The sequence below is a fragment of the Micromonospora sp. NPDC047521 genome, from assembly GCF_055587305.1.
This window is the reverse complement of sequence record NZ_JBVJGN010000014.1, coordinates 85,482-106,205: the sequence shown is the minus strand read 5'-3', so window position 1 is coordinate 106,205 and position 20,724 is coordinate 85,482. Positions and strand designations below refer to the sequence as shown.

Genomic DNA, 20,724 nt, shown 5'->3' with positions numbered 1-20,724 from the left:
CCGGGACCGGCTCCGTTGCTCGGTGCCGGCCCCGACCGGGGCGTGCCGTCGTCAGTGCGGTTTCGTCACACCTGGGTGAACCTCCACTGCTGGTTGCTCGCGCCGTGGCAGGTCCACTGCAGGAGCCGGGCGCCGTCCGCCGTGGACGCGCTGTTGACGTCCAGGCAGAGGTTGCTCTGCACGTTGCGTACCGTGTAGATCCCGGCCGTCGTCGTGGCCGTGGCGGTGAACTTCTGCTGGTTGCTGTTGTTGCAGGTGGCCTGCTGGAGGAACGCGCCCGCCGCCGTGGAGCCGCCGATCACCTCGGCGCACTTGCCGCTGTGGACCGCCTTGAGGTAGACCGCGCCACCGCCGGCGTCGACGGCCTGCCACTTCTGGTTGTTGCCCCCGGTGGCCGCCCACTGGGTGAGCTGGGCGCCGTCGGCGGTGGAGACGCCGCTGACGTCCATCAGCTTGCCACTGTGCTGCGCGGTGAGCGTCCAGGTCTTGCCCGCCACGCCGGTGCCCGTGCCGGTGCCGGGAACGCCGACCCCTGCCCCGCCGAAGGTGTGCGAGTCGAGGTCGAACCAGTTGTTCGTGCTGCCCTTGAACACCATGTACAGCGTCTGCGTCCCCGCGAGGGCGGCGACACTCACCGGCGCCGTGGACTGGTAGTTGTCCCAGCCGCCGGTGCTCGGCACGGGTGTCGTGGCCAGCAGCGTTCCGGTGGGTGAACCGGCCCGCAGCTCGATCGTGCCGCCACCGGACGGCGACGACAGCCGGTAGCTGACCGTCGAGATGCCGGACAGGCTCATCGGGCTGAACGCGATCCAGTCGTTGTTGGAGATGTCACCGACGCGCTTGGTGCTCTCCGCCGCCGCCTGGTCGACGACCCGGACGCCGGACTGGCTGCTGAAGTACTCCGACTGCTTGTGCTTCGGCTGGAGGATTGCCTGCGCGGTGCCGGTGAGCGGAGCCGCGCCACCCGCACCGCCACTGTCGGTGTACCGCGCGTTCAACACGTAGAACAGGTTGGCTCCATCGGGGTGCCCGCCGAGCAGGTCGGTGGAGATGGTGCCCGAGCAACCCGGGTACTCAGTGGTCTCGTGCGCGTGGTCGTCGTGCCCCAGCGCCGGGTTGAGGAACACCTTCGAGCAGTCGACCGTCCCGCCGTCCGGATCTGTCACGCTGATCTGGTACGGCACCTTGTCACCGAAGGTGAGCATCCCGCCATTGGTCGGGGTGGTGATGGTGACCACCGGCGCGCTGTTGCCGACGGTGATCTGGACGTTGGCGAAGCCTGTCTTGCCTGTGTTGTCGGTGACCTTCAACTGCGCCGTGTAGTTGCCGTTGGAGGTGTAGACGTGCGACGGATTGGCGGCGGTGGAGGTGGTGCCGTCGCCGAACGTCCACTGGTAGCTCAGTGTGTTGCCCGGGTCCGGGTCGGCAGTGCCCGCGCTGCTGAACTGGACGGTGAGCGGCGCGCTGCCGCTGGTCGGAGTGCCGGTGGCCTTGACGATCGGCGAGCGGCCGCCCTGGATGTAGTCGATCCGGTAGAGCCCGGAGTCGCTGTTGCCGCCACCGAAGTTGGTGCCCCACTCCAACAGGTAGGGCGAGCCGTCCTTGCCGAACTCCATGTCCATCGGCTTGTTGAAGCGCGTGTTGGGCAGGAACGGGTTGGTCCTGGTCACCGCCGTGGCGGAGTCGAAGTGCACCTCCTTGATGTAGCTGCGGGACCACTCGTAGAAGAAGTGCACGCCGTCGTAGTACGGCGGGAACTTGGTAGCGGACGGGTTCGCCGGGTCGTACCGGTAGACCGGCCCGCCCATCGGCGCGGAGCCGCCGGAGCCCAGCTCCGGGAAGGTCGGCGAGGTGCCGTACCCGTACCAGATGTTCGGCGCGACGATCGGCTTGAGGCTGGTCAGGCCCGTGTTGTTGGGCGAGTTGTTGACCGGCGCGTTGCAGTTGAACTTCGCGCCGACGACGCCCGTGTCCGGGTTGTACGGCGCGTAGGGCTGGTTGTCCCCGTGGCAGAACGGCCAGCCGTAGTTGCCGGCCGACTTGATCACGTTGAGTTCGACGAGCCCCTCGGGCCCGCGGTTGGTGGTGGGCGGGTTCCGGTCCGGCCCGTAGTCGGCCAGGTAGACCCAGCCGTTGGCCCTGTCGATCGAAAACCGGAAGGGGTTGCGGAAGCCCATCGCGTAGATCTCCGGCCGGGTCTGCGCCGTACCCTGGGGGTAGAGGTTTCCGGTCGGGATGGTGTAGCCGCCGCTGGCCGAGGGCTTGACGCGCAGCAGCTTGCCGCGCAGGTCGTTGGTGTTTCCGGCGCTGCGGGCGGCGTCGAGGTTGGACTTGCCCGAGCGCCAGTCCAGCGGTGCGTAGCCCTGCCAGTTGGGGTCGAGGTTCGGCGGCGTGTCGTCTCCGGTGGCGATGTAGAGGTTGCCGTCCGGCCCGAAGTCGATGTACCCACCGGTGTGGCCGGGCTCGGGGAACGTGCGGTCGCGGTAGGCGGGGATGTCGATGATCCGGGCCTCGCTGGACAGGTTGAGCGTGTCACCGGTGAGCGTGTAGCGCGAGACGCGGTTGACGTCGGTCGTGCTGCTCGCCGGCGAGTGGTACAGGTACACGTACCCGTTACTGGCGAAGTTCGGATCCAACGCCATGCCGGTCAGGCCGTCCTCACCTCCGGTGTAGACGCTGAGCGTGGCGGCGGTGACTGTGCTGTTTGTCGAGGGCTTGAAGATCTTGACCTGTCCGCCGCGCTGGACGTAGATGACACGTCCGTCAGGTGCCACGGCCAGCGCCATCGGGTCGACTGTGTTGTCGTCGAGGGTCCTCTTCTCGAAGTTGCCCCACACCGTGCCACCGCAGTCGCCGGGGACGTTCCCGGCGGCCCACTTGACACCACCGAGGACGTGGTTGCGGAAGTTCGTCTCGCTGTACGAGTCGATGGCGTGGCCCATCGCGGTCGCCCACACCCGACCGCCGCTGACGTTGCGGCACCAGGAGATCGGGTGGTCCGGGCCCATGGCCCGGGATCCCGGGTTGTACGTCCGCTCGTCGGCGGTCACCAGGACGTGTACGTTGCCGCGCGGGTTGCTGTCGAAGTTGTACCACTCCTCGCTGCGGTTCCAGCGGTCCGGCAGTCCCGCCGTCGACGGGTGCTGCTTGTCGGCGACGATGGCGGTGCCGGGCAGCACGCCGGGGGAGTGCTCGGGCATGTGGGCGCCGCCGTTGATGGTCTGGTCCCACCACGGGTACTCGGATTCGATGCCCATGTCGGTGGCGTTGTGGACGCCGACGATGCCCTTGCCGCTGGCGAGGTAGCCCTCGACGGCCTGGCGCTGGGCGGCGGAGGTCCAGACCATGCCGGAGGTCTGGAACATGATGATGACGTCGAAGGTCGCGAGGTTGGCCGGGGTGAAGACGCTGGAGTCCTCGGTCTGCACCAGCTCGAAGTTGTTGGCCGCGGCCTGCTGCTGGAACATGGAGATCCCGGCGGGGATCGAGTCGTGCCGGTAGCCGACGGTCTTGGTGAACAGCAGGGCGCGGAAGGCCGGGGCCGCCGAGGCGGGTGGCGCGAGGCCGAGCGCCAGTAACAAGCCGGCGATCATCGCGATGAGCAGTGTGTTGCGACGCATGGGCGTCTCCTAGGTCGGACGGGCAACTGCGGTAGCGGCCATGGGCCCCGCGCCGCGCCAGGTTGTGCCTGGACGCGCGCGAGGGCACGACTGTGGTGGTCGGTCCTCGTGCCGTTCGCCGAAGACGGCAGTCAGAACCGGGAGACGTCACCCAGCGTGATGAAGCTCGCGAGTTTCGTCTGATGATTCACGGGGTCAGGATGAGCCAGCAATAGGTAGCTGTCAATCAATGAACGTCGCCGCCGTCCTGCCCAGTGGACGGCGAGCGAGATCGACCCGCCGGCGGCGGGACCGCCGACGGCTCCTACTGTGGCCCCGTCAATCAGCCCCGGTCGAGGATTGCGGACCCCTATCCAAACATCTATCTTCATACGTGTGATGTTTCGGCGATGTCAAGGGAATGTTCGTACCGCAAGAACGTAAGTATCCGTCGATGTCTACGAAAGTTCGATGTTCAGGTCCTTGACGTGACCGTAGGGTCACATCGAATCCTGCTGATGACTACTGTCTGCGAGGGCTTTCGGGATGTCAGACCCACGGCCGGCGCCGCTGCTCACCCTCAGGGGCATCGGCAAGTCCTTCCTCGGTGTACGCGTGCTCGACGGTGTCGACCTCGACGTCGCGCCGGGCGAGGTCCACGCCGTCGTCGGGGAGAACGGCGCCGGGAAGTCCACCCTCATGAAGATCGTGTCGGGCGGGTACGCCCCCGACGGGGGGACCGTGGAACTCGACGGCGAGCCACGTGTGTTCCGTGGACCGCGCGACGCCCAGCGGGCCGGCATCGGGATCATCCACCAGGAGTTCAACCTGCTGCCGGAGCGCACCGTGGCGGAGAACGTCTACCTGGGACACGAGCCGGTCCGCCGCGGGTTGGTCGACCGCCGGGAGATGCTCGACCGCACCGCTCGGCTGCTCGCCTCGATCGGGGAGACCGCCCTGCCGGCCGACGCCCGGGTGGGACGCCTCGGGGTCGCGCAGCAGCAGGTCGTCGAGATCGCCAAGGCGCTCGCCCTGGACGCGCGCCTGCTGATCATGGACGAACCGACAGCGGCGTTGGCCGACCACGAGGTCGAGCTGCTCTACGGGCTGGTGCGCCGGCTCCAGGAGCGGGGGATCGGCCTGCTGTACGTCTCGCACCGGCTCACCGAGGTCTTCGACCTGTCCACCCGGATCACGGTCCTCAAGGACGGCCGCCGGGTTACCACTGTGGACACCGCCGCGACCACCGCCGACGAGCTGGTGCGGCACATGGTCGGCCGGGAGCTGTCCAGCTACTACCCCGACCGGGCCGCGCCCGACGACATCGGCCCGGTACGGCTCAGCGTCCGCGCCGCGGGGAACCGGAAGCTGCGCGACGTGGGCCTCCAGCTGCGCGCCGGCGAGGTGCTCGGCATCGGCGGCCTCCAGGGCTCCGGGCGCTCGGCGCTGGCCCGCGCGCTCTTCGGCGTCTCCCCGTTCACGACCGGCGACGTCACGCTCGACGGCCGACCGGTCCGGCTCCGTTCTCCGCGCACCGCGACGCGGGCCGGCATCGCCTACGTCACCGAGGATCGCAAGGGCGAGGGGATCGTGCCCCGGCAGTCGGTGCTCGACAACGCGCTGCTCGCCAGCCGGGCCGTCTTCGCGGCCCGGTCCGGTCACGCCGCGCGCACCGCACGGGTACGGGACCTGCTCGCCGCCGTGGAGATCCGCGGCGCCGGCGACGACCAGGAGATCCGCTTCCTCTCCGGCGGCAACCAGCAGAAGGTCGTCCTGGCCCGGTGGCTCGCGCTCAACCCACGGATCCTGCTCTTCGACGAACCGACCCGCGGCATCGACGTGGGAGCGAAGTCGGCCATCCACGACCTCGTCCGCCGTCTGGCCCGAGACGGCGCGGCCGTGCTGATGATCTCGTCCGATCTGCCCGAGCTGTTGGGGATGAGCGACCGCATCGTCGTCATGCGCGACGGCCGGATCGCCGGCGAACTGCCCGCCGGCGCGAGCGAGGAGGACGTCATGGCCCTGGCCGTCGGCACCGTACGGGAGGCCGCCGCATGAGCGCCCTGTCGCTGCTGCCGGCCCGACGCCCCGTGCCGGGCGTGTTCGTGGCCCTGACCCTCACTCTCGCCATCGGCTGGCTGGTCGTCCTTGTCGACGGTGGTCAACTGTTCAACCAGTCCACGACGGTGAGCCTCCTGCACGTCGCCGCCGGCCTCGGGCTCGTCGCCGTGGGTCAGACCCTTGTCATCCTCGGCGGTTCGCTCGACCTCTCCGTGGCGTACGTGATCAGCCTCAGCACCCTCGTCGCGGCCGAGACGATGAACGGCAGCGACGGCGCGCTGCTGCCGGCGATTCTCCTGGCGCTCGGGGTCAGCGCGGCTGTCGGGCTGCTCAACGGGCTTCTGTTCACGAAATTCCGGGTCAACGCGTTCATCGCCACCCTCGGCGTCGGGCTGCTGCTCAAGGGTTACCTCGACAGCGGCTACGACGGCCCCGCCGGCACCACCTCGCCGACCCTGGTGCAGACCCTCGGCTACCAGCGGATCGGTCCGGTGCCGTTGTCGTTCCTGCTGCTGGTCGCCGTGACCGGGGCGGCCTGGTTCGCGCTCTCGCGGACCCGCTTCGGCCACCACCTGGTCGCGGTCGGCGGTGACCCGGAGGTCGCCCGGCTCTCCGGCGTCCGCAACGACCGGGTTCTCGTCGCCGCCCACGTGCTGTGCTCGCTGTGTGCCGGGCTCGCCGGGATCTACCTCGCCAGCCGGCTCGGCTCGGGCGCCCCCCGGGTGGGCACCGAGGGCCTGTACGACCTGGAGTCGATAGCCGCTGTGGTGATCGGCGGCACCGCCCTCGCCGGTGGGCGCGGCGGTGTCGTCGGCACCGTCGGGGGCGTGCTGCTGCTCGCCAGCATCGACGCCATCTTCAACCAGCTCGAGGTCGATGCCTTCTTCAAGCAGGTGATCCGGGGCGCCATCATCATCGCCGCGGTCGCCGTCTACGCCCGCCGCGCCATGCGAAAGGCGGCCTAGCCATGCAGACCGTCCAGCCCCGTACGCTGTCGCTGCGGGTGCCCCGGCTCCGGCCCGGTGGCGTCCTGCCGATCCTCGCGATCCTCGCGGTGCTGCTGGTGCTCGTCGGCATCCGGCAGCCCGACTTCCTGGCCCCGTCGTCGCTGATGTCGTTCCTCGGTCGGTCGGCGCCGATCATCCTGCTCGCCGCCGGCCAGTACTTCGTGATCGTCTCCGGCGAGTTCGACCTCTCCGTCGGCTCGCTGGTCACCGCACAGGTGGTCGTGGCCGCCCGGCTGATCGACGGCGATCCGGCGCGTACCTGGCCGGTGGTCCTGCTGCTGCTCGCCTTCGGGGCGGTGGTCGGGTTGGTCAACGGCCTGATCACGACGCGACTGCGGGTGCCGTCGTTCATCACCACCCTCGGCATGTTCCTGATCCTCGTCGGCGCCGTCTACCTGTGGTCCGACGGCGCTCCGAAGGGTCAGCTCTCCGAGGAGTTCCGGCGGTTCGGCAGGCGTGCCGTCGAGGACGTGCCGGTGCTCGGTCGCCTGCCGTACGCCCTGCTGGTCCTGCTGGTCCTCGCGGCCCTCGCCGTGCTGCTCATGCGGTCCGACTTCGGCCGGACGCTCGTCGCCGTCGGCGACAACCCGCGCACCGCCGAGCTGAGCGGAGTACGCGTCTGGCGTACCCGGACCATCGCCTTCATCCTCAGCGGGCTCGCGGCGGCCGTGGCGGCGATCCTCCTGGGTGGCTACAGCGGCGTCTCGTTCCAGGCCGGCGCGGGCCTGGAGTTCGGCGCGATCACCGCGGTCGTCCTCGGCGGTGTGGCCCTGGGTGGGGGTCGCGGCTCCGTCGTCGGCGCGATGCTCGGCGCCCTGACCCTCGAACTGCTGTTCGCCCTCATGAATTTCTACGGCGTCTCCGGCGCCCTCAGGTCGACCGTCCAGGGCGCGATCATCCTGCTCGCCGTGGCGGTCTCGGCAACCCGTTCTTCGTCGAGATAAGGGGAAACCATAGTGCGACGTTCCATGGCGGCTCTGGCCGCCGTCACCCTGCTGTCCCTCGCGGCGTGCGCCACGGACGAGCCGGCGGCGGGCCCCTCGGGCAGTGCCTCCGCCGCCGCCGGGTCGGGCACCGGGGACCAGTCGAAGTTCTTCGTGCAGGCCGACTACGACGCCGAGCTCGCGTTGCTCGACGCGGCCCCGACCGGCCCGGCCGACAAGCCGTGGGAGCAGGTGCTCAACCCGACGATGGTGGACACCGCCAAGTTCAAGAAGAACGGCCCGCACAAGATCTGCTTCTCGAACGCGGCGCTCAACAACCCGTGGCGGCAGGTCGGGTTCAAGACCATGCAGGCCGAGGTCGAGGCGCAGAAGAGTCGCATCAAGGAGTTCGTGCACGTCGACGCCGAAGGCAAGGACCAGAAGCAGATCGCGGACATCAACGACCTGCTCGGCAAGGGCTGCGACGCGCTCATCGTCTCGCCGAACACCACCGCCACCCTCACCCCTGCCGTCGAGGCGGCCTGCCAGGCGGGGCTGCCGGTCGTCGTCTTCGACCGTGGTGTCAACACGAAGTGCCCCGTGACGTTCATCAACCCGATCGGCGGCTACGGCTTCGGTCACGTCGGGGCCGAGTTCGTCAGCCAGAAGATGAAGCCCGGCGGCAAGGTCCTGGCCCTGCGGATCCTGCCCGGTGTCGACGTCCTGGAGACCCGCTGGTCGGCGGCGAAGGTGGCGTTCGACAAGGCGAAGGTCGACGTCGTCGGCGTCGAGTTCACCGACGGCGACCCCGCCAAGACCAAGAAGATCGTCGACGACTACATCCAGCGGTACGGCACCATCGACGGCATCTGGATGGACGCCGGGGCCGTCGCCGTCGCCGCCGTCGAGGCGTTCCAGGACGCGGGCAAGCCCGTTCCACCGATCAACGGCGAGGACCAGCTCGACTTCCTGAAGATCTGGAAGGACAAGAACCTCACCGCCATCGCGCCTACCTACCCGACCTACCAGTGGCGTACGCCGATCATCGCCGCGCTGCGGATCCTCGACGGCGAGCAGGTCTCCAACCCCTGGAAGCTGCCCCAGCCGACCATCACCCAGGACAACCTGGACCGGTACCTCGACCCGAACATGCCGCCGCTGCACTACGCGATGTGCGGCTGCACCGACTTGCCCGGTTACCCGCAGCGCTGGAAGTAGGTTCCGGTGTACGCCATCGGCGTCAACCCCTGGGTGTGGGCCTCGCCTGTCGACGACGAGGCCCTCGCCGAGCTGATTCCCCGGATCGCGTCGTTCGGCTTCGACGCGGTCGAGTTGCCGATCGAGCAGCCCGGGGACTGGGACCCGATCCGTACCCGGGACCTGCTGGCCGCGCACGGTCTCGTCGCGGCCGGGGTCTGCGCGGTCACCCCGCCGGGTCGGGACCTGGTGGACGCCGCCCCGGCCGTCGTCGAGTCGACAGTCGCGTACCTCATGGGGTGTGTGGCGAGCGCGGCGGCCGTCGGGGCGCCGTGCGTCGGCGGTCCCGTCTACGCCTCGGTCGGCCGCACCTGGCGGATGTCGCCGACGGCCCGGGCGGCCTGCTACGCGGACTTCCGGCGGGCTCTGGCACCGGTGGCGGAGCAGGCTGGTGAGTCGGGCGTCAGCATCGGTGTGGAGGCGTTGAACCGCTACGAGACGAGCGTCGTCAACACCGTCGAACAGACCCTCGACCTGATCGACGGACTGCCACCGAACGTCGGCCTCATGATCGACACCTACCACATGAACATCGAGGAGTCCGATCCCTACGCGGCCCTCTCCGTCGCCGGCGGGCACATCAAGCACGTCCAGGTCAGCGGCACCGACCGCGGCGCTCCCGGCACCGACCACTTCGACTGGCCCCGCTTCTTCACCTTCCTGTGCGACACCGGCTACCGGGGTGCCGTCTGCATCGAGTCGTTCACGGCGGAGAACGAGACCATCGCCACCGCCGCGTCGATCTGGCGACCGTTGGCACCCTCGCAGGACCGTCTCGCCACCGACGGTCTGCGCTACCTGCGGGAGGTGCTCGCCTGATCCGCCGCCGTGCTCGGAACCCGCGCCGTCCAGGCGCCGCGCCCCTCTCACGTCAGGAGAACCATCCCGTGCCCGTCCCGTCCATCGCAACGCCGCGCCGGTTGCTGGCCGGCGCGGCCGCGACAGCGTTCACCGCGCTGGTCGCGGTGACCGCCTCGGCGTCCCCGGCCCAGGCGGCGACCACCACCCTCTACGCGTCACCCTCCGGCACCGGCACCACCTGCTCGGCCAGCCAGCCGTGTTCGCTGTCCGCCGCGCAGACCGCGGTGCGGGCGGTCAACAGCACGATGTCCGGTGACATCGTGGTGGAGCTGGCCGGCGGCGCGTACCGACTCTCGTCGCCGCTGCGGTTCTCCGCTGCCGACTCGGGCACCAACGGCTATCAGGTGATCTGGCGGGCGGCCTCCGGCGCACGTCCGACCATCACCGGCGCCCGCGCGGTCACCGGCTGGTCGCTCGTCGACTCCGGGAAGAACATCTGGCGGGCCAACGTTCCCGCCGGGCTCGACTCCCGTCAGCTCTACGTGAACGGGGCCGTCGCCACGCGTGCGCGCACCGCCGTGAACCGGTCCGACTTCACCTTCACCACGAGCGGAATGCGGTTCAGCACCAGCGCGCTCAGCTACCTCAACAACCTGGGCAACCAGAACCGCGTCGAGGTGGAGAGCGTCGGCTCGTTCACCGACAGGTACTCGCCGGTGCAGAGCATCAGCGGGAACGTCCTCACCATGCAGCAGCCCGCGTGGAACAACAACACGTTCGGCTTCGACACGCTCTCCAGCCCGCACCGGGCCGGGCCGTTCTACCTGACCAACGCGTACGAGTTCCTGGACTCGCCGGGGGAGTGGTATCTGAACCCGGGCAACGGCCAGCTCAACTACATCCCGCTCGCGGGGCAGAACATGAGCACCGTCAGCGTCGAGCTGCCGCAGTTGCAGTCCCTGGTCGCCATCGGCGGCACCTACGACGCGCCGGCGCACCACATCTCGTTCAGCGGCATCACCTTCACGGGCACCAGCTGGCTCGGCCCGAGCAGCAGCAACGGCTTCGCCGACCAGCAGACCGGCGCGCACATCACCGGCACCTGGTCCCGCCCGTCCGACGCGCTGACGTCCTGCCAGGCCGGCTGCCCGCAGTTCGAGGCCACCAGGCCGAACTGGAACCAGATGCCCGCCGCCGTGCAGGTCTCCGCCGCCAACACCATCACCTTCGGCGACTCCCAGTTCGTCAACCTGGGGCAGACGGCCATCGGGATCGGGAACGACGCCAACGCCCACGCCAGCGGCGTCGGGCTGGGCGCAAGCAACATCACTGTCACCCGCTCCGAGATCGCCCGTAACTCGGCCGGCGGCATCGTCGTCGGCGGCGTACGTGCCGACGCCCACCACCCCAGCGACCAGCGGATGGTCAACCGCAACATCACCATCAGCAACAACCGGGTGCACGATCTCGGGCTGGAGTACCGGGGCGTGGTCTCGATCCTGACCACCTACGTGAACACCGCGCTTGTCTCGCACAACGAGGTCTACAACATGCCGTACACAGGCCTGTCGGTCGGCTACGGCTGGGGCGCGAACGACGCGGGCGGCAGCCAGCACTACGCCAATCGTGGCCTGTACAACTACCAGCCGCGCTACACCACGGCCACCACGGCTGCCAACAACCAGGTCATCGGCAACTACGTGCACGACGTCATGCAGCAGATGACCGACGGCGGGTGCATCTACACGCTCTCGGCGAACCCGGGCGGGACGATCAACGAGAACCACTGCCTGCGTACCAACGGCTGGTTCGGGCTCTACTTCGACGAGGGCTCCCGCTACTACACCGCCCGCAACAACGTGTTCTCCTCCACCGGCACCTGGGCCACCGCCAACTACTGGTACGCGGAGAACATGGGCAACTTCACAGTCACCAACAACTGGTCGACGAACAACAGCACGAACGTGACCAACGGCGACCGCGGCAACGTGGTCAACGGCAACGTGACGGTCAGCAACGGGAGCTGGCCGGCCGGCGCGCAGACGGTGATCAACGCGGCTGGTGTGCAGAGCGGGGGCAGCACCAACCCGCAGAACGTGCAGCTCGTGGGCGTCCAGTCGGGTCGCTGTGCCGAGATCGGCGGGTCCAGCACGACGAACGGCACCCAGGCCCAGATCTGGGACTGCATCAGCGGCGCCACCAACCAGCGGTGGACCGCCACCGCCAGCCGGCAGCTCGTGGTCTACGGCACCAAGTGCCTGGACGCCTCCGGCCAGGGCACCAGCAACGGCACCGCTGTGGTCATCTGGGACTGCAACGGCCAGGCCAACCAGCAGTGGACCATCAACGCCAACGGCACGATCACCGGGGTGCAGTCGGGCCTGTGTCTGGACGCGAACGGCGCCGGGACGGCGAACGGCACCAAACTGATCCTCTGGTCCTGCAACGGCGGCGCGAACCAGCAGTGGCAGCCGCGCAGCTGAGGTAGCAGCCGGAGACCGGCAGGTCCGGGCTCGGGGGGCGCACCCCGGCCCGGACCTGTCCGGTTAGCGCCCGCCGTTCGCCCGCGTCGGGTCCACGACCAGCCCGGTCGAGGCCCGGTACCGCACGGGAATGGGATCGGTGAGTTCCCCGACGAACGTCTCGTCGACGTGGTCGAGGAAGCCGATGAGGGACCAGTCGTCGGCGGGCTCGGGGACCAGCCGGGGCGCGTACAGGTGCGGGTGTGCGAACGGCTGGGCGGACGCGATGTCCCACGGGCCGAGGGTGGTCTCGCCGGTCGCCACCCAGATCCGGTGGTCGTCCCGCCGGGCGCTGCCGGTGGCGTCGGTGGAGAACAGCAGCAGCGGCTGTCCGTCGAGGACCGCGACCTGGGGCACCTCGAGGTGACCGAAGCCGCCCGGCGTCGACAGGGGTGGCCGCACCGTCCAGGTCAGCAGGTCGCTGGAGGTGGCGTGGCCGAGGACGCCGCGCGTGTCCGCCGGACCGGTGTTGGCGCGGGCGGTGATGAGCATGTGCCACCCCGCGCCGTCCGGGTCGGGGAAGACCCACGGGTCGCGCCAGGCCTGCTCGTACCACAGGTCCGTGTCCAGCAGCTCGTACCACGTGGGGTCGGCCTGGACGATCGGCTCGGTGCCGTGCCGGCGCCACGTCGTCAGGTCGTCCGAGACGGCCAGACCGATGCGCTGGACGAGCCCGCCCTCGGCGTGACCGACGCCTGTGTAGAACAGGTACCACAGCCCGTCCGGGCCTCGCACGGTGCAGCCGGTCCAGGTCGCCAGGTCGTCCCAGCCGGGAGCGTCGGAGGGCACCACCGCGTCGGCGACGAGGCGCCACGAGCGCAGGTCCGCCGAGACGGCGTGGCCGATCGTGGCACGGCGGTGGCGTCGGTGCGGATCGTGCAGGGCACGGGACGCGCGCAGGAAGAAGACGTGCCAGAGGCCGTCGTCGTCCCGCGCGTACCAGCTGTCCCACACCCAGTGGTCGGCTAGACGAAGCATGGCCGGAACCTAGCACTAAATCGTTTTAGCCAGCGAGTGCGGCGGACCCGGTCGGGTCGGACCGTCGACGCCTCTATCCGGCGGGCGGCGCGAGGGACCTGCGTCGGCGCATCGGCAACGGCACCAGTGCGTTGCCCGTCGGGGCGCCGTCCAGGAGCAGCTCGACCGCGCGTCGGCCCATCGGTTCGTGAGGCAGCGCGGTGGTGGTCAGACCCGGACGCAGCCACGCGGCGATCGGGTCGTCGTCGAACGAGATCACCGAGATGTCGTCCGGCACGGTCAGCCCGGCCTCGCCGAGCGCCTGGTACGCCCCGAAGGCCAGGCGGTCGTTCATGCAGATGATCGCGCTGGGTCGAGGCGACCGGTTCAGGAGCCCACGCGTCGCGGCGTAGCCGTGCTCCGGCAGCCACTCGGTGCAGAAGCTCTCCGCCAGCAGGGTCACGCCGGCTTCGCCGAGCGCCTGCCGGATGCCGTTCAGGCGGGCCTCGGCGGCGAGCGACACCTCCGGGTCGCCCTCCTTGAGGCGGTTGCGGCCGATCAGGGCGATCCCGTCGCGGTGACCGTGTTCGAGCAGGGCGGCGGCGACCGAGCGACCGGCCCGGTCGTCGTCGGGGAGTACGCACGGCAGGTCGTCGGAGCTGGTGGCGTTGAGCAGCACCACCGGGCCGCCCAGGATGGCCGGGGGCACCGTCAGCCGGCGGGTCGCCATCGCCGCGTAGATCACTCCGTCGACCTGCCGGTCGAGCATCGCCTCGATGGCGTACTGCTCGAACGTTGCGTCGCCCTGTGTCTCGGTGATGAGCAGCACGTGGTCCCGTTCCCGAGCGGCGTCGAGCGCGCCCCGGATCAGGCCGCCGGCGAAGCGGGTGGTGGCGACGATGTCGGAGACGAACGCGATGGTCGCGGTCTTGCGGGTACGCAGGCTGCGCGCGGCGACGTTGGGCCGATAGCCGAGCTCCTCGGCGGCGGCGAACACGCGTTGGTGCGCGTCGGCCGAGAGGCGGGTGCCCTCCCTGCCGTTGAGCACCATCGACGCGGCGGTCTTGGAGAGCCCGGCTCGCCGCGCGACGTCGGCCAGGGTTGCTCTGTTGCGGCCCATCAGTCCTCCGAATCAGGCGCGGTGCCACGGGCCCGCTCCTGCCCATCATGATGCGTCGGCGTCCGACGACACGTCCGCCGGGGTTGTGAAGCAGGTGTTTCCGGACCGTTGCCAACTCGTCCTTGACAGCCTCCCGTGCCACGCGCATGCTCTGCTAAATCAGTTTAGCGACCACCTTTTGCACGTGAACACATGACCTCGTGGCCGTTCCCGCGGCCCCGAAATTTCCGATGGGAGCGGTCGCGTGGCCATCGGCCGCGCGACGCGCGGAGGAGTCAAGGAGTCGTGAAGTGGCAGAGTTGTTGACCAGGTTCCCGCGACGTCGGATGGCGGTCCTCGCCCCGCTGCTCGCCGTCGGGCTGGCCGCGACGGCCTGTAGCGCGCCGGGCGCGGACAGGTCGTCGACCACCGGGTCCGACGCCGTCGTCAAGACGGACCTCGGGACCGAACCGATCACGCTGGAGATGTACGCCGAGACCGGGTTTCCGCTCGCCAAGGCCCTGGCCGACGAGTTCTCCAAGCAGCACTCGAACGTGAAGTTCACCATCCGCGAGGACCAGTTCACGGTCATCGTGGAGAACGCGCCGCGAGTGATGGCCTCGGACAACTCGCCCGACATCATCCGGCTCCCCACCATGGTCGACCTGGTCAAGGACGACCTGCTCAAGAACCTGGACCCGTACTTCACCGCGTACGGCTGGGACAGGTTCCCCGCGTCCCAGCTGATGCAGCTGCGGGTAGGCGAGAACACCCGCGGCACCGGCTCGCTGTACGGGATGGGGCTCGGCTACAGCGTGACAGGCGTCTTCTACAACAAGAAGCTGGCCGCCCAGGTCGGCATGACCCAGCCGCCCGCCACCGTCGCCGAGTTCGAGCAGCTGCTGGCGAAGGCGAAGACCAGCGGCGTACAGCCGATCATGCAGTTCAACAAGAACACCGCCGGCATCAACTTCCCGCACCAGGCGTTGCAGAACCAGTTCGGCGACCCGACCCAGGTCGCCGACTGGATCTTCCAGAAGCCGGGGGCCACGTTCGACACCCCTGCCGCGTTGAAGGCCACCCAGACCATCCAGAAGTGGGCCCAGGCCGGCTACTTCCCCAAGGACGCCAACGCCCTGGACTACGCCGCCATGGTGGGGGAGTTCCAGAAGGGCAACGGCCTGTTCATGTTCAACGGCGACTGGGAGTCGGCCAACCTCGACAAGTCGATGCCCGGCAACGTGGGCTTCTTCCTGTTTCCCGCCGAGACCGCCGGTGGCAAGCACGTGGCGATGTCCGCCCCGAACACCTTCGGTGTCTCCGCCAAGGCCAAGAACCCGGACGCCGCCGCCTACTTCCTGAACTGGGCACACACCAACGCCAAGGCCCGCGAGATCGCCGTCACCGTCGGCGGTTCCAGCCCCGGCGGACCCAGCGACCTGCCGGTGCCGACCGCCGCCCCGAACACCGTGCTGGCCGAGACGCTGAAGGCGTCCCAGCAGCTCGGCGCGGAGAACGGCGCGGTGGACTTCACCGCCAACGCGACAGGTGGCATCTTCGCCGCCGCGATCACGCCTGAAATGCAGAAGCTGGTCGCCGGCCAGCAGACGCCCGAGGGGTACGTGAAGGCGGTCCAGGCCGAGTACGCGAAGGAACTGTCCCGATGACGTCTGCCCTCGGCAGCGCACCAACCGGGCGGGACGACCGGGTGTCGTCACCGGGTCGTCCCGCCCGCCCCACGCCCGCGCGGGCCCACCGACGCCGGTGGGCCCGCGCGGCCGGGACCGGCTGGTTGTACGTCCTGCCCGCCCTGGTGATGTACGCGGTCTTCGTGCTGCGCCCCCTCGCCCTGACGGTCCAGTACTCGTTCTACGACTGGAACGGCATCGGGGTGGCCCGGTGGACTGGCCTGGACAACTACCTCACGGTGTTCACCGACAGCGACCTGCTGAAAATCATCTCCAACGCGATCATCCTGATCGTCTTCTTCAGCTTCATCCCCGTCGCGCTGGGGCTGTTGGTGGCGAGCATGGTCCGCCGGATCACCACCGGCACGTTCGGGACGGTCGTCCGCACGGTCCTGTTCCTGCCGCAGGTCATCCCCCTGGTGGCGGCCGGCATCGCGTGGAGCTGGCTGCTCTCCTCGAACGGCCTGATCAACCAGGCGCTGCGCGCCGTCGGGCTGGGCGGCGTCGCCCGCGCCTGGCTCGGCGACTTCGACACCGCGCTGCCGGCCGTGGGCGTTATCGGCGCGTGGGTCCTGCTCGGCCTCTGCACCATCCTGCTCGTCACCGGCATGAGCAAGATCGACCCGGCCCTCTACGAGGCCGCCCGCCTGGACGGCGCCGGGCCGGTCCGCGAGTTCCTCGCGGTGACCCTGCCCAGCCTGCGGCAGGAGATCGGCGTCTGCCTCACCGTCACGATCATCGCCGCGCTGGCCAGCTTCGACATCGTCTACATCTCCACCAGCGGCGGCCCCGGCCTGCAGACCACCGTTCCCGGCCTGGAGATCTACCGGCTGGCGTTCTCGCAGCGGCAGGTCGGGCTCGCCTCGGCGCTCGCCGTCGTCCTCATGGTGCTGGTGCTGGTGTGTGTGCTGCCGATCCAGCGCCTGACCCGAGGGGAGAAGCCGTGAACCTGAGCCGACGTGAACAGGTGACCGGACGGGTCTTCCTGATCGCCCTGATCCTCGTCACCCTGCTGCCGTTCGTGAGCATGCTCTCGGCGGCGTTGCAGCCGCGTGGCACAGTGCCCAGCGGTCTGGCCTGGCCGTCGGACCCCCAGTGGGGGAACTTCGCCGACGCCTTCACCGCCGCCAACATGGGTGCCCTGCTGCGCTCCAGCCTGCTCATCGTGGCGGGTGTCGTACCCGTGTCCGTGCTCATCGCCACCATGGCCGGCTTCGGGCTCGGCCAGCTGCGGGTGCCCGGCGGCCGGATCGTCTTCGGTCTCCTCCTGCTCGGTCTCACCCTGCCCTTCGAGGCCGTGGTCACCCCGCTCTACTACCAGATGCAGGATCTCGGCCTGCTCAACACCCGGTGGGCCATCATCCTGCCGCTGATCGGCCTGTACATGCCGTTCGCGGTCTTCTGGATGCGGGCGCACTTCACAAACGTGCCGGTCGAGTTGTCCGAGGCGGCGCGGGTGGACGGCAGCAGCACGTGGCAGCTCTTCTGGCGGGTCCAGGTGCCGCTCGCACGCCCGGCCATCGCCTCGCTGACGATCCTGATGTTCCTCTGGACGTGGAACCAGTTCCTGCTGGCCATCGTCCTGGTCGACGACGCCACCAAACGCACGATGGCCGGCGCGCTCGGGGCGTTCCAGGGTCAGTGGGGCACCGACCTGGTGCTCCTGTGCGCCGGATCGCTGTTGATCCTCACCCCCACCCTGATCGTGTTCCTGATCTTTCAGCGACAGTTCATCAAGGCCCTGATCCAGGGGTCACTGAAGGGATAGACAGTGGTCACACAGCCGCAGATCCACGGCGACGTCGACGAACGCTACGGACGCGTCGCCGACGTCTTCCGCGACAACTTCGCCTCCAGGGGAGACGTCGGCGCGGCGGTCACCGTCTACGTGCGGGGTCGCAAGGTCGTCGACCTGTACGGCGGGACCGCCGACACCCGCACCGGTCGGCCCTGGGACGCGCACACGCCCGTCGTCGTCTTCTCCTGCACCAAGGGGATCCTGGCGATCTGCGCGTACCTGCTCGTGCAGCAGGGTCGGCTCGACCTCGACGCTCCGGTGACGCGTTACTGGCCGGAGTTCGGGCAGCACGGCAAGGAGCACATCCCCGTGCGCTGGCTGCTCACCCACCAGGCGGGCCTCCCCGCCCTGGACCGACCCCTGACCCTCGACGAGGTCCTCGCGTGGGATCCGGTCATCAAGGCGATCGAGGCGCAGACCCCGCTGTGGCAGCCGGGCACCGCGCACGGCTACCACTCGATGACCTACGGCTGGCTGGTCGGCGAGGTGATCCACCGCATCACCGGCCAGCTGCCCGGCGCGTTCTTCCGGGACACCGTGGCCGGGCCCCTCGGCCTGCGTACCTGGCTCGGGCTTCCCGCCGCCGAGAACGACAGCGTGGCCTGGGGACTGGCGCCACCACCGGACGCCGACCCGTTCGTCGACCCGGTCGCCGAGCGCGGAATCACCATGGGTGGCGCCTTCGCCTTCCCCGCCGACGCCGACGGGCTGGTCAGCTTCAACGACCCCGCCATCCGGGCCGCAGGCGTCCCCGGCGCGGGCGCGGTGAGCACCGCGGACGGCCTGGCGCGTCTCTACGCCGCCTGCGTCTCCACAGTCCTGGACGAGCCTCTGCTCAGCGGGTCGTCCCTCGACGACGCGACTGTCGTCCGGTCGCGCGGCCCGCAGCGGCACGGCCCGCCGGACACCGGACAGCGCTGGGGCAGCGGCTTCCTGCTGCACTCCCCGCCGGCCCGGCCGTTGCTCGGTGAGCGCAGCTTCGGCCACGACGGAGCCGGCGGGAACCTCGCCTTCGGCGACGCGGATCATCAGGTGGGCTTCGGTTACGTGGTCAACCAGATGCGCGGCGTCGGCGACGACCGGGCGAACCGTCTCACCGCGGCCGTCCGGGACTGCCTCGACGCCTGACCCGCCCGGCCTGCGCCGACGACGCGGGGCTCCCCGGTGTGTCCGTCCGCTGCGGCGTCGACACCGCGGAGCCCCGCGTCGCGTGCCCGGCCTCAGTCCGCCGTCTTGTCCTGGTCGAGCAGCCAGCGAAGGATGTCGCCGTCCTCGTAGGTCGGGCCGAACGCCGCGTGGTAGTCCGGCAACGAGAACGACTCGTCGGCGTACTCGGTGTAGCGCACCAGGTCGGCGGCCTGCTCCGGGGACCGGCCCCGAGCCTCGTACGCCTGCCGCAGCAGCGCCGAGGAGTTCCGCGCGCCGGAGACGTTGAGCAGGTGGTCGTGCTCGCCGTGCGTGATCCACAGTGGGATCTCGGCCGCCGCGATGGCGGTGGCCTGCGTCGCGTCGACCGGGAAGCCGCCGGTCACCAGCCCGCCGGCGAACAGGTCCGGTCGCTTCGTGAACGCCGCCCAGAGCAGCTGGGAGCCGTACGACACGGTGGTCGCGTACACCCGGCTGGTGTCCACGGCGAACCGCTTGACGAAGTCGTCGAGCAGCTTGATCAGCAGGTCTGCCTCGGCCGCTCCGCCGACCCGCTGGTGCTGCGGCGCCAGGACGATCACGTCCTCGGAGGTGCCGGTCCACTCCTGTTGCAGCCACGCGGTCGCCGGGATGTCGGCGGCGAGCTGGACGCCGAGGTTGTCGCCGTCCCAGCCCATGCCGTGGCCCGGCAGGACGACCATGAGCGGGTACCTGCGTCCGGGCTGGTAGTTCTTGGGCAGGTGGTAGTGGTACGGCAGCACCATGCCGCCGCTGAGGAAGGAGCCGTAGCTGAACTCGTCGACCAGCCGGTTGACGGGCTTCTCGGTGACCGGGCGGGACTCCCGGGGGGTCGCCCCGGCCAGCACGGGCCCCTTGCCGGACCCGCGGCCCGGCTGGCCGTGCACGTCCTTGCGCTGCACCACCCGGGTCGGCAACTCGGGGTTGACCTTCACCGTGCACAGGAACGTCGGGCACTTGGAGACGACGACCGTCCAGCCACCCGGGTCGGCCGGGTCCAGCTCCACGATGACGTACCTGCCGGGTGCCGACCGGTGGTCGGCCCGGATGTCCGGTACATCGTTGGTGTAGGTGTGCGTGACGGTCCGGTCGGCGAGCTTCGGCAGGTCCTCGACGGGGTTGAACCGGAAGTTGTAGATCGTGTCGGCCACCGTGAACGTGGTGGTGTCGAGGCTGCGGGGGTTCACGGTGGCGGCGTACTCGATCGCCACCGCGGAGACCTTCTGCCCGTACGTCTGGACTGTGGTGATCGGAGTGATGCCGCGGATTCCGTCCTCGCGCGGGCCGCCGTCCGGGAGGGCGTACGCCGTGCCCGAGGCGGCGGTCAGAACGAGGGCGGTGACGAGCGGGATCAGTCCTCTTCGCAGTCTCACGCGAGTCCTTTCTCGAAGAAGATGTCGTGCGACACGGCCGCTAAACTGATTTAGCAGAGCATGGGGGGCGACTCGGGACGTGTCAATACCCGGCTCCCGCGAAAACGTGGGAGACCTGCGGGTGGTGACGGCCGACGCGGAGTGTGCCGCGGCGGCACCCGGTGAACTTCATCTGTGCCGCCGGGTCGCGCGGCGCGGCGATTGCTGTCGTATATGGGCTCTGACCTGGTCTTTTATTCGCTGACCGGCTTATGGTGGGCATGCCTCAGCGCGGCGGCATGGATGCTGTTCTTCGTTTCACCGAGGACCGAACGGCAGCGCGTCTTCCGGAAGTCGCTGCACCGGTGAGGCTGCTACCGCAGTCCCCGTCGGCGGTGACGATCGACGGGTGAGCCCGTGGCGGCGCCGGAAGGGGGAGGAGCTGTGACAAGTGGACAACGAACAGTCAACCCCGAGGAACCTCGACCCGAGCGCT

The 20,724-nt window shown here is 69.5% G+C and carries 14 protein-coding genes; 10 read left to right on the top strand and 4 right to left on the bottom strand.

The features are described 5' to 3' along the window. Positions 1–65: 65 nt before the first annotated feature. Positions 66–3,620, bottom strand: a complete 3,555-nt coding sequence (locus ACZ6N8_RS25955) for a ThuA domain-containing protein (RefSeq protein WP_466013116.1) — start codon at positions 3,618–3,620, stop codon at positions 66–68. A 525-nt stretch (positions 3,621–4,145) separates the two neighbouring features. On the opposite strand from ACZ6N8_RS25955, the gene ACZ6N8_RS25950 reads away from it, so the two are divergent. The 6 genes from ACZ6N8_RS25950 to ACZ6N8_RS25925 all read left to right on the top strand — a co-directional run bounded on the left by ACZ6N8_RS25950 (position 4,146) and on the right by ACZ6N8_RS25925 (position 12,131). Continuing rightward, positions 4,146–5,657 carry a sugar ABC transporter ATP-binding protein gene (locus tag ACZ6N8_RS25950; RefSeq protein ID WP_466013115.1) on the top strand — a complete coding sequence of 504 codons (1,512 nt, stop codon included), beginning with the start codon at positions 4,146–4,148 and terminating at the stop codon, positions 5,655–5,657. After that, positions 5,654–6,625 carry an ABC transporter permease gene (locus ACZ6N8_RS25945; RefSeq protein ID WP_466013114.1) on the top strand — a complete coding sequence of 324 codons (972 nt, stop codon included), beginning with the start codon at positions 5,654–5,656 and terminating at the stop codon, positions 6,623–6,625. Before ACZ6N8_RS25950 ends, ACZ6N8_RS25945 begins: the two co-directional genes overlap by 4 nt. A gap of 2 nt (positions 6,626–6,627) precedes the next feature. Then, positions 6,628–7,611, top strand: coding sequence for an ABC transporter permease (locus tag ACZ6N8_RS25940; RefSeq protein ID WP_466013113.1), 984 nt, complete (start codon positions 6,628–6,630; stop codon positions 7,609–7,611). Between the two features lie 12 nt (positions 7,612–7,623). After that, complete coding sequence (locus ACZ6N8_RS25935; RefSeq protein ID WP_466013112.1) at positions 7,624–8,808, top strand: substrate-binding domain-containing protein; 1,185 nt, start codon at positions 7,624–7,626, stop codon at positions 8,806–8,808. A gap of 6 nt (positions 8,809–8,814) precedes the next feature. Beyond that, the gene (locus tag ACZ6N8_RS25930; protein ID WP_466013111.1) at positions 8,815–9,666 is read left to right on the top strand and encodes a sugar phosphate isomerase/epimerase family protein; all 852 of its coding nucleotides are present in this window, start codon (positions 8,815–8,817) and stop codon (positions 9,664–9,666) included. 68 nt (positions 9,667–9,734) lie between these two features. After that, a complete protein-coding gene (locus ACZ6N8_RS25925) occupies positions 9,735–12,131 on the top strand; it encodes a ricin-type beta-trefoil lectin domain protein (protein WP_466013110.1) in 2,397 nt (798 codons plus the stop codon). Positions 12,132–12,194: 63 nt separating this feature from the next. Here ACZ6N8_RS25925 and ACZ6N8_RS25920 read toward each other — a convergent pair whose 3' ends face one another. Together ACZ6N8_RS25920 and ACZ6N8_RS25915 are read right to left on the bottom strand one after the other, a co-directional pair. Further along, the gene (locus tag ACZ6N8_RS25920) at positions 12,195–13,148 is read right to left on the bottom strand and encodes a family 43 glycosylhydrolase (RefSeq protein WP_466013109.1); all 954 of its coding nucleotides are present in this window, start codon (positions 13,146–13,148) and stop codon (positions 12,195–12,197) included. A gap of 73 nt (positions 13,149–13,221) precedes the next feature. Continuing rightward, entirely contained in the window at positions 13,222–14,247 is a 1,026-nt protein-coding gene (locus ACZ6N8_RS25915) for a LacI family DNA-binding transcriptional regulator (RefSeq protein ID WP_466013108.1), read from the bottom strand. A 290-nt stretch (positions 14,248–14,537) separates the two neighbouring features. On the opposite strand from ACZ6N8_RS25915, the gene ACZ6N8_RS25910 reads away from it, so the two are divergent. The 4 genes from ACZ6N8_RS25910 to ACZ6N8_RS25895 are packed head-to-tail and all read left to right on the top strand — an operon-like array spanning position 14,538 to position 18,840. Then, a complete protein-coding gene (locus tag ACZ6N8_RS25910; protein WP_466013107.1) occupies positions 14,538–15,893 on the top strand; it encodes an ABC transporter substrate-binding protein in 1,356 nt (451 codons plus the stop codon). Then, positions 15,890–16,861, top strand: a complete 972-nt coding sequence (locus tag ACZ6N8_RS25905; RefSeq protein WP_466013106.1) for a carbohydrate ABC transporter permease — start codon at positions 15,890–15,892, stop codon at positions 16,859–16,861. The genes ACZ6N8_RS25910 and ACZ6N8_RS25905 overlap by 4 nt, the downstream gene beginning before the upstream one ends. Then, entirely contained in the window at positions 16,858–17,682 is an 825-nt protein-coding gene (locus ACZ6N8_RS25900) for a carbohydrate ABC transporter permease (protein WP_357994297.1), read from the top strand. Before ACZ6N8_RS25905 ends, ACZ6N8_RS25900 begins: the two co-directional genes overlap by 4 nt. 3 nt (positions 17,683–17,685) lie before the next feature. After that, positions 17,686–18,840: a serine hydrolase domain-containing protein gene (locus ACZ6N8_RS25895; RefSeq protein ID WP_466013105.1), complete on the top strand. Its 1,155-nt coding sequence runs from the start codon at positions 17,686–17,688 to the stop codon at positions 18,838–18,840. Positions 18,841–18,932: 92 nt separating this feature from the next. Here the strand turns inward: ACZ6N8_RS25895 and ACZ6N8_RS25890 are convergent, their stop codons facing one another. Further along, positions 18,933–20,249, bottom strand: coding sequence for a hypothetical protein (locus ACZ6N8_RS25890; RefSeq protein WP_466013104.1), 1,317 nt, complete (start codon positions 20,247–20,249; stop codon positions 18,933–18,935). Positions 20,250–20,724 lie beyond the last annotated feature (475 nt).

Coding starts and splice junctions, on each gene's coding strand:
- ACZ6N8_RS25915 (WP_466013108.1), bottom strand. CDS start 14,247: ATGGGCCGCAACAGAGCAACCCTGGCCGACGTCGCGCGGCGAGCCGGG.
- ACZ6N8_RS25955 (WP_466013116.1), bottom strand. CDS start 3,620: ATGCGTCGCAACACACTGCTCATCGCGATGATCGCCGGCTTGTTACTG.
- ACZ6N8_RS25920 (WP_466013109.1), bottom strand. CDS start 13,148: ATGCTTCGTCTAGCCGACCACTGGGTGTGGGACAGCTGGTACGCGCGG.
- ACZ6N8_RS25950 (WP_466013115.1), top strand. CDS start 4,146: ATGTCAGACCCACGGCCGGCGCCGCTGCTCACCCTCAGGGGCATCGGC.
- ACZ6N8_RS25945 (WP_466013114.1), top strand. CDS start 5,654: ATGAGCGCCCTGTCGCTGCTGCCGGCCCGACGCCCCGTGCCGGGCGTG.
- ACZ6N8_RS25905 (WP_466013106.1), top strand. CDS start 15,890: ATGACGTCTGCCCTCGGCAGCGCACCAACCGGGCGGGACGACCGGGTG.
- ACZ6N8_RS25940 (WP_466013113.1), top strand. CDS start 6,628: ATGCAGACCGTCCAGCCCCGTACGCTGTCGCTGCGGGTGCCCCGGCTC.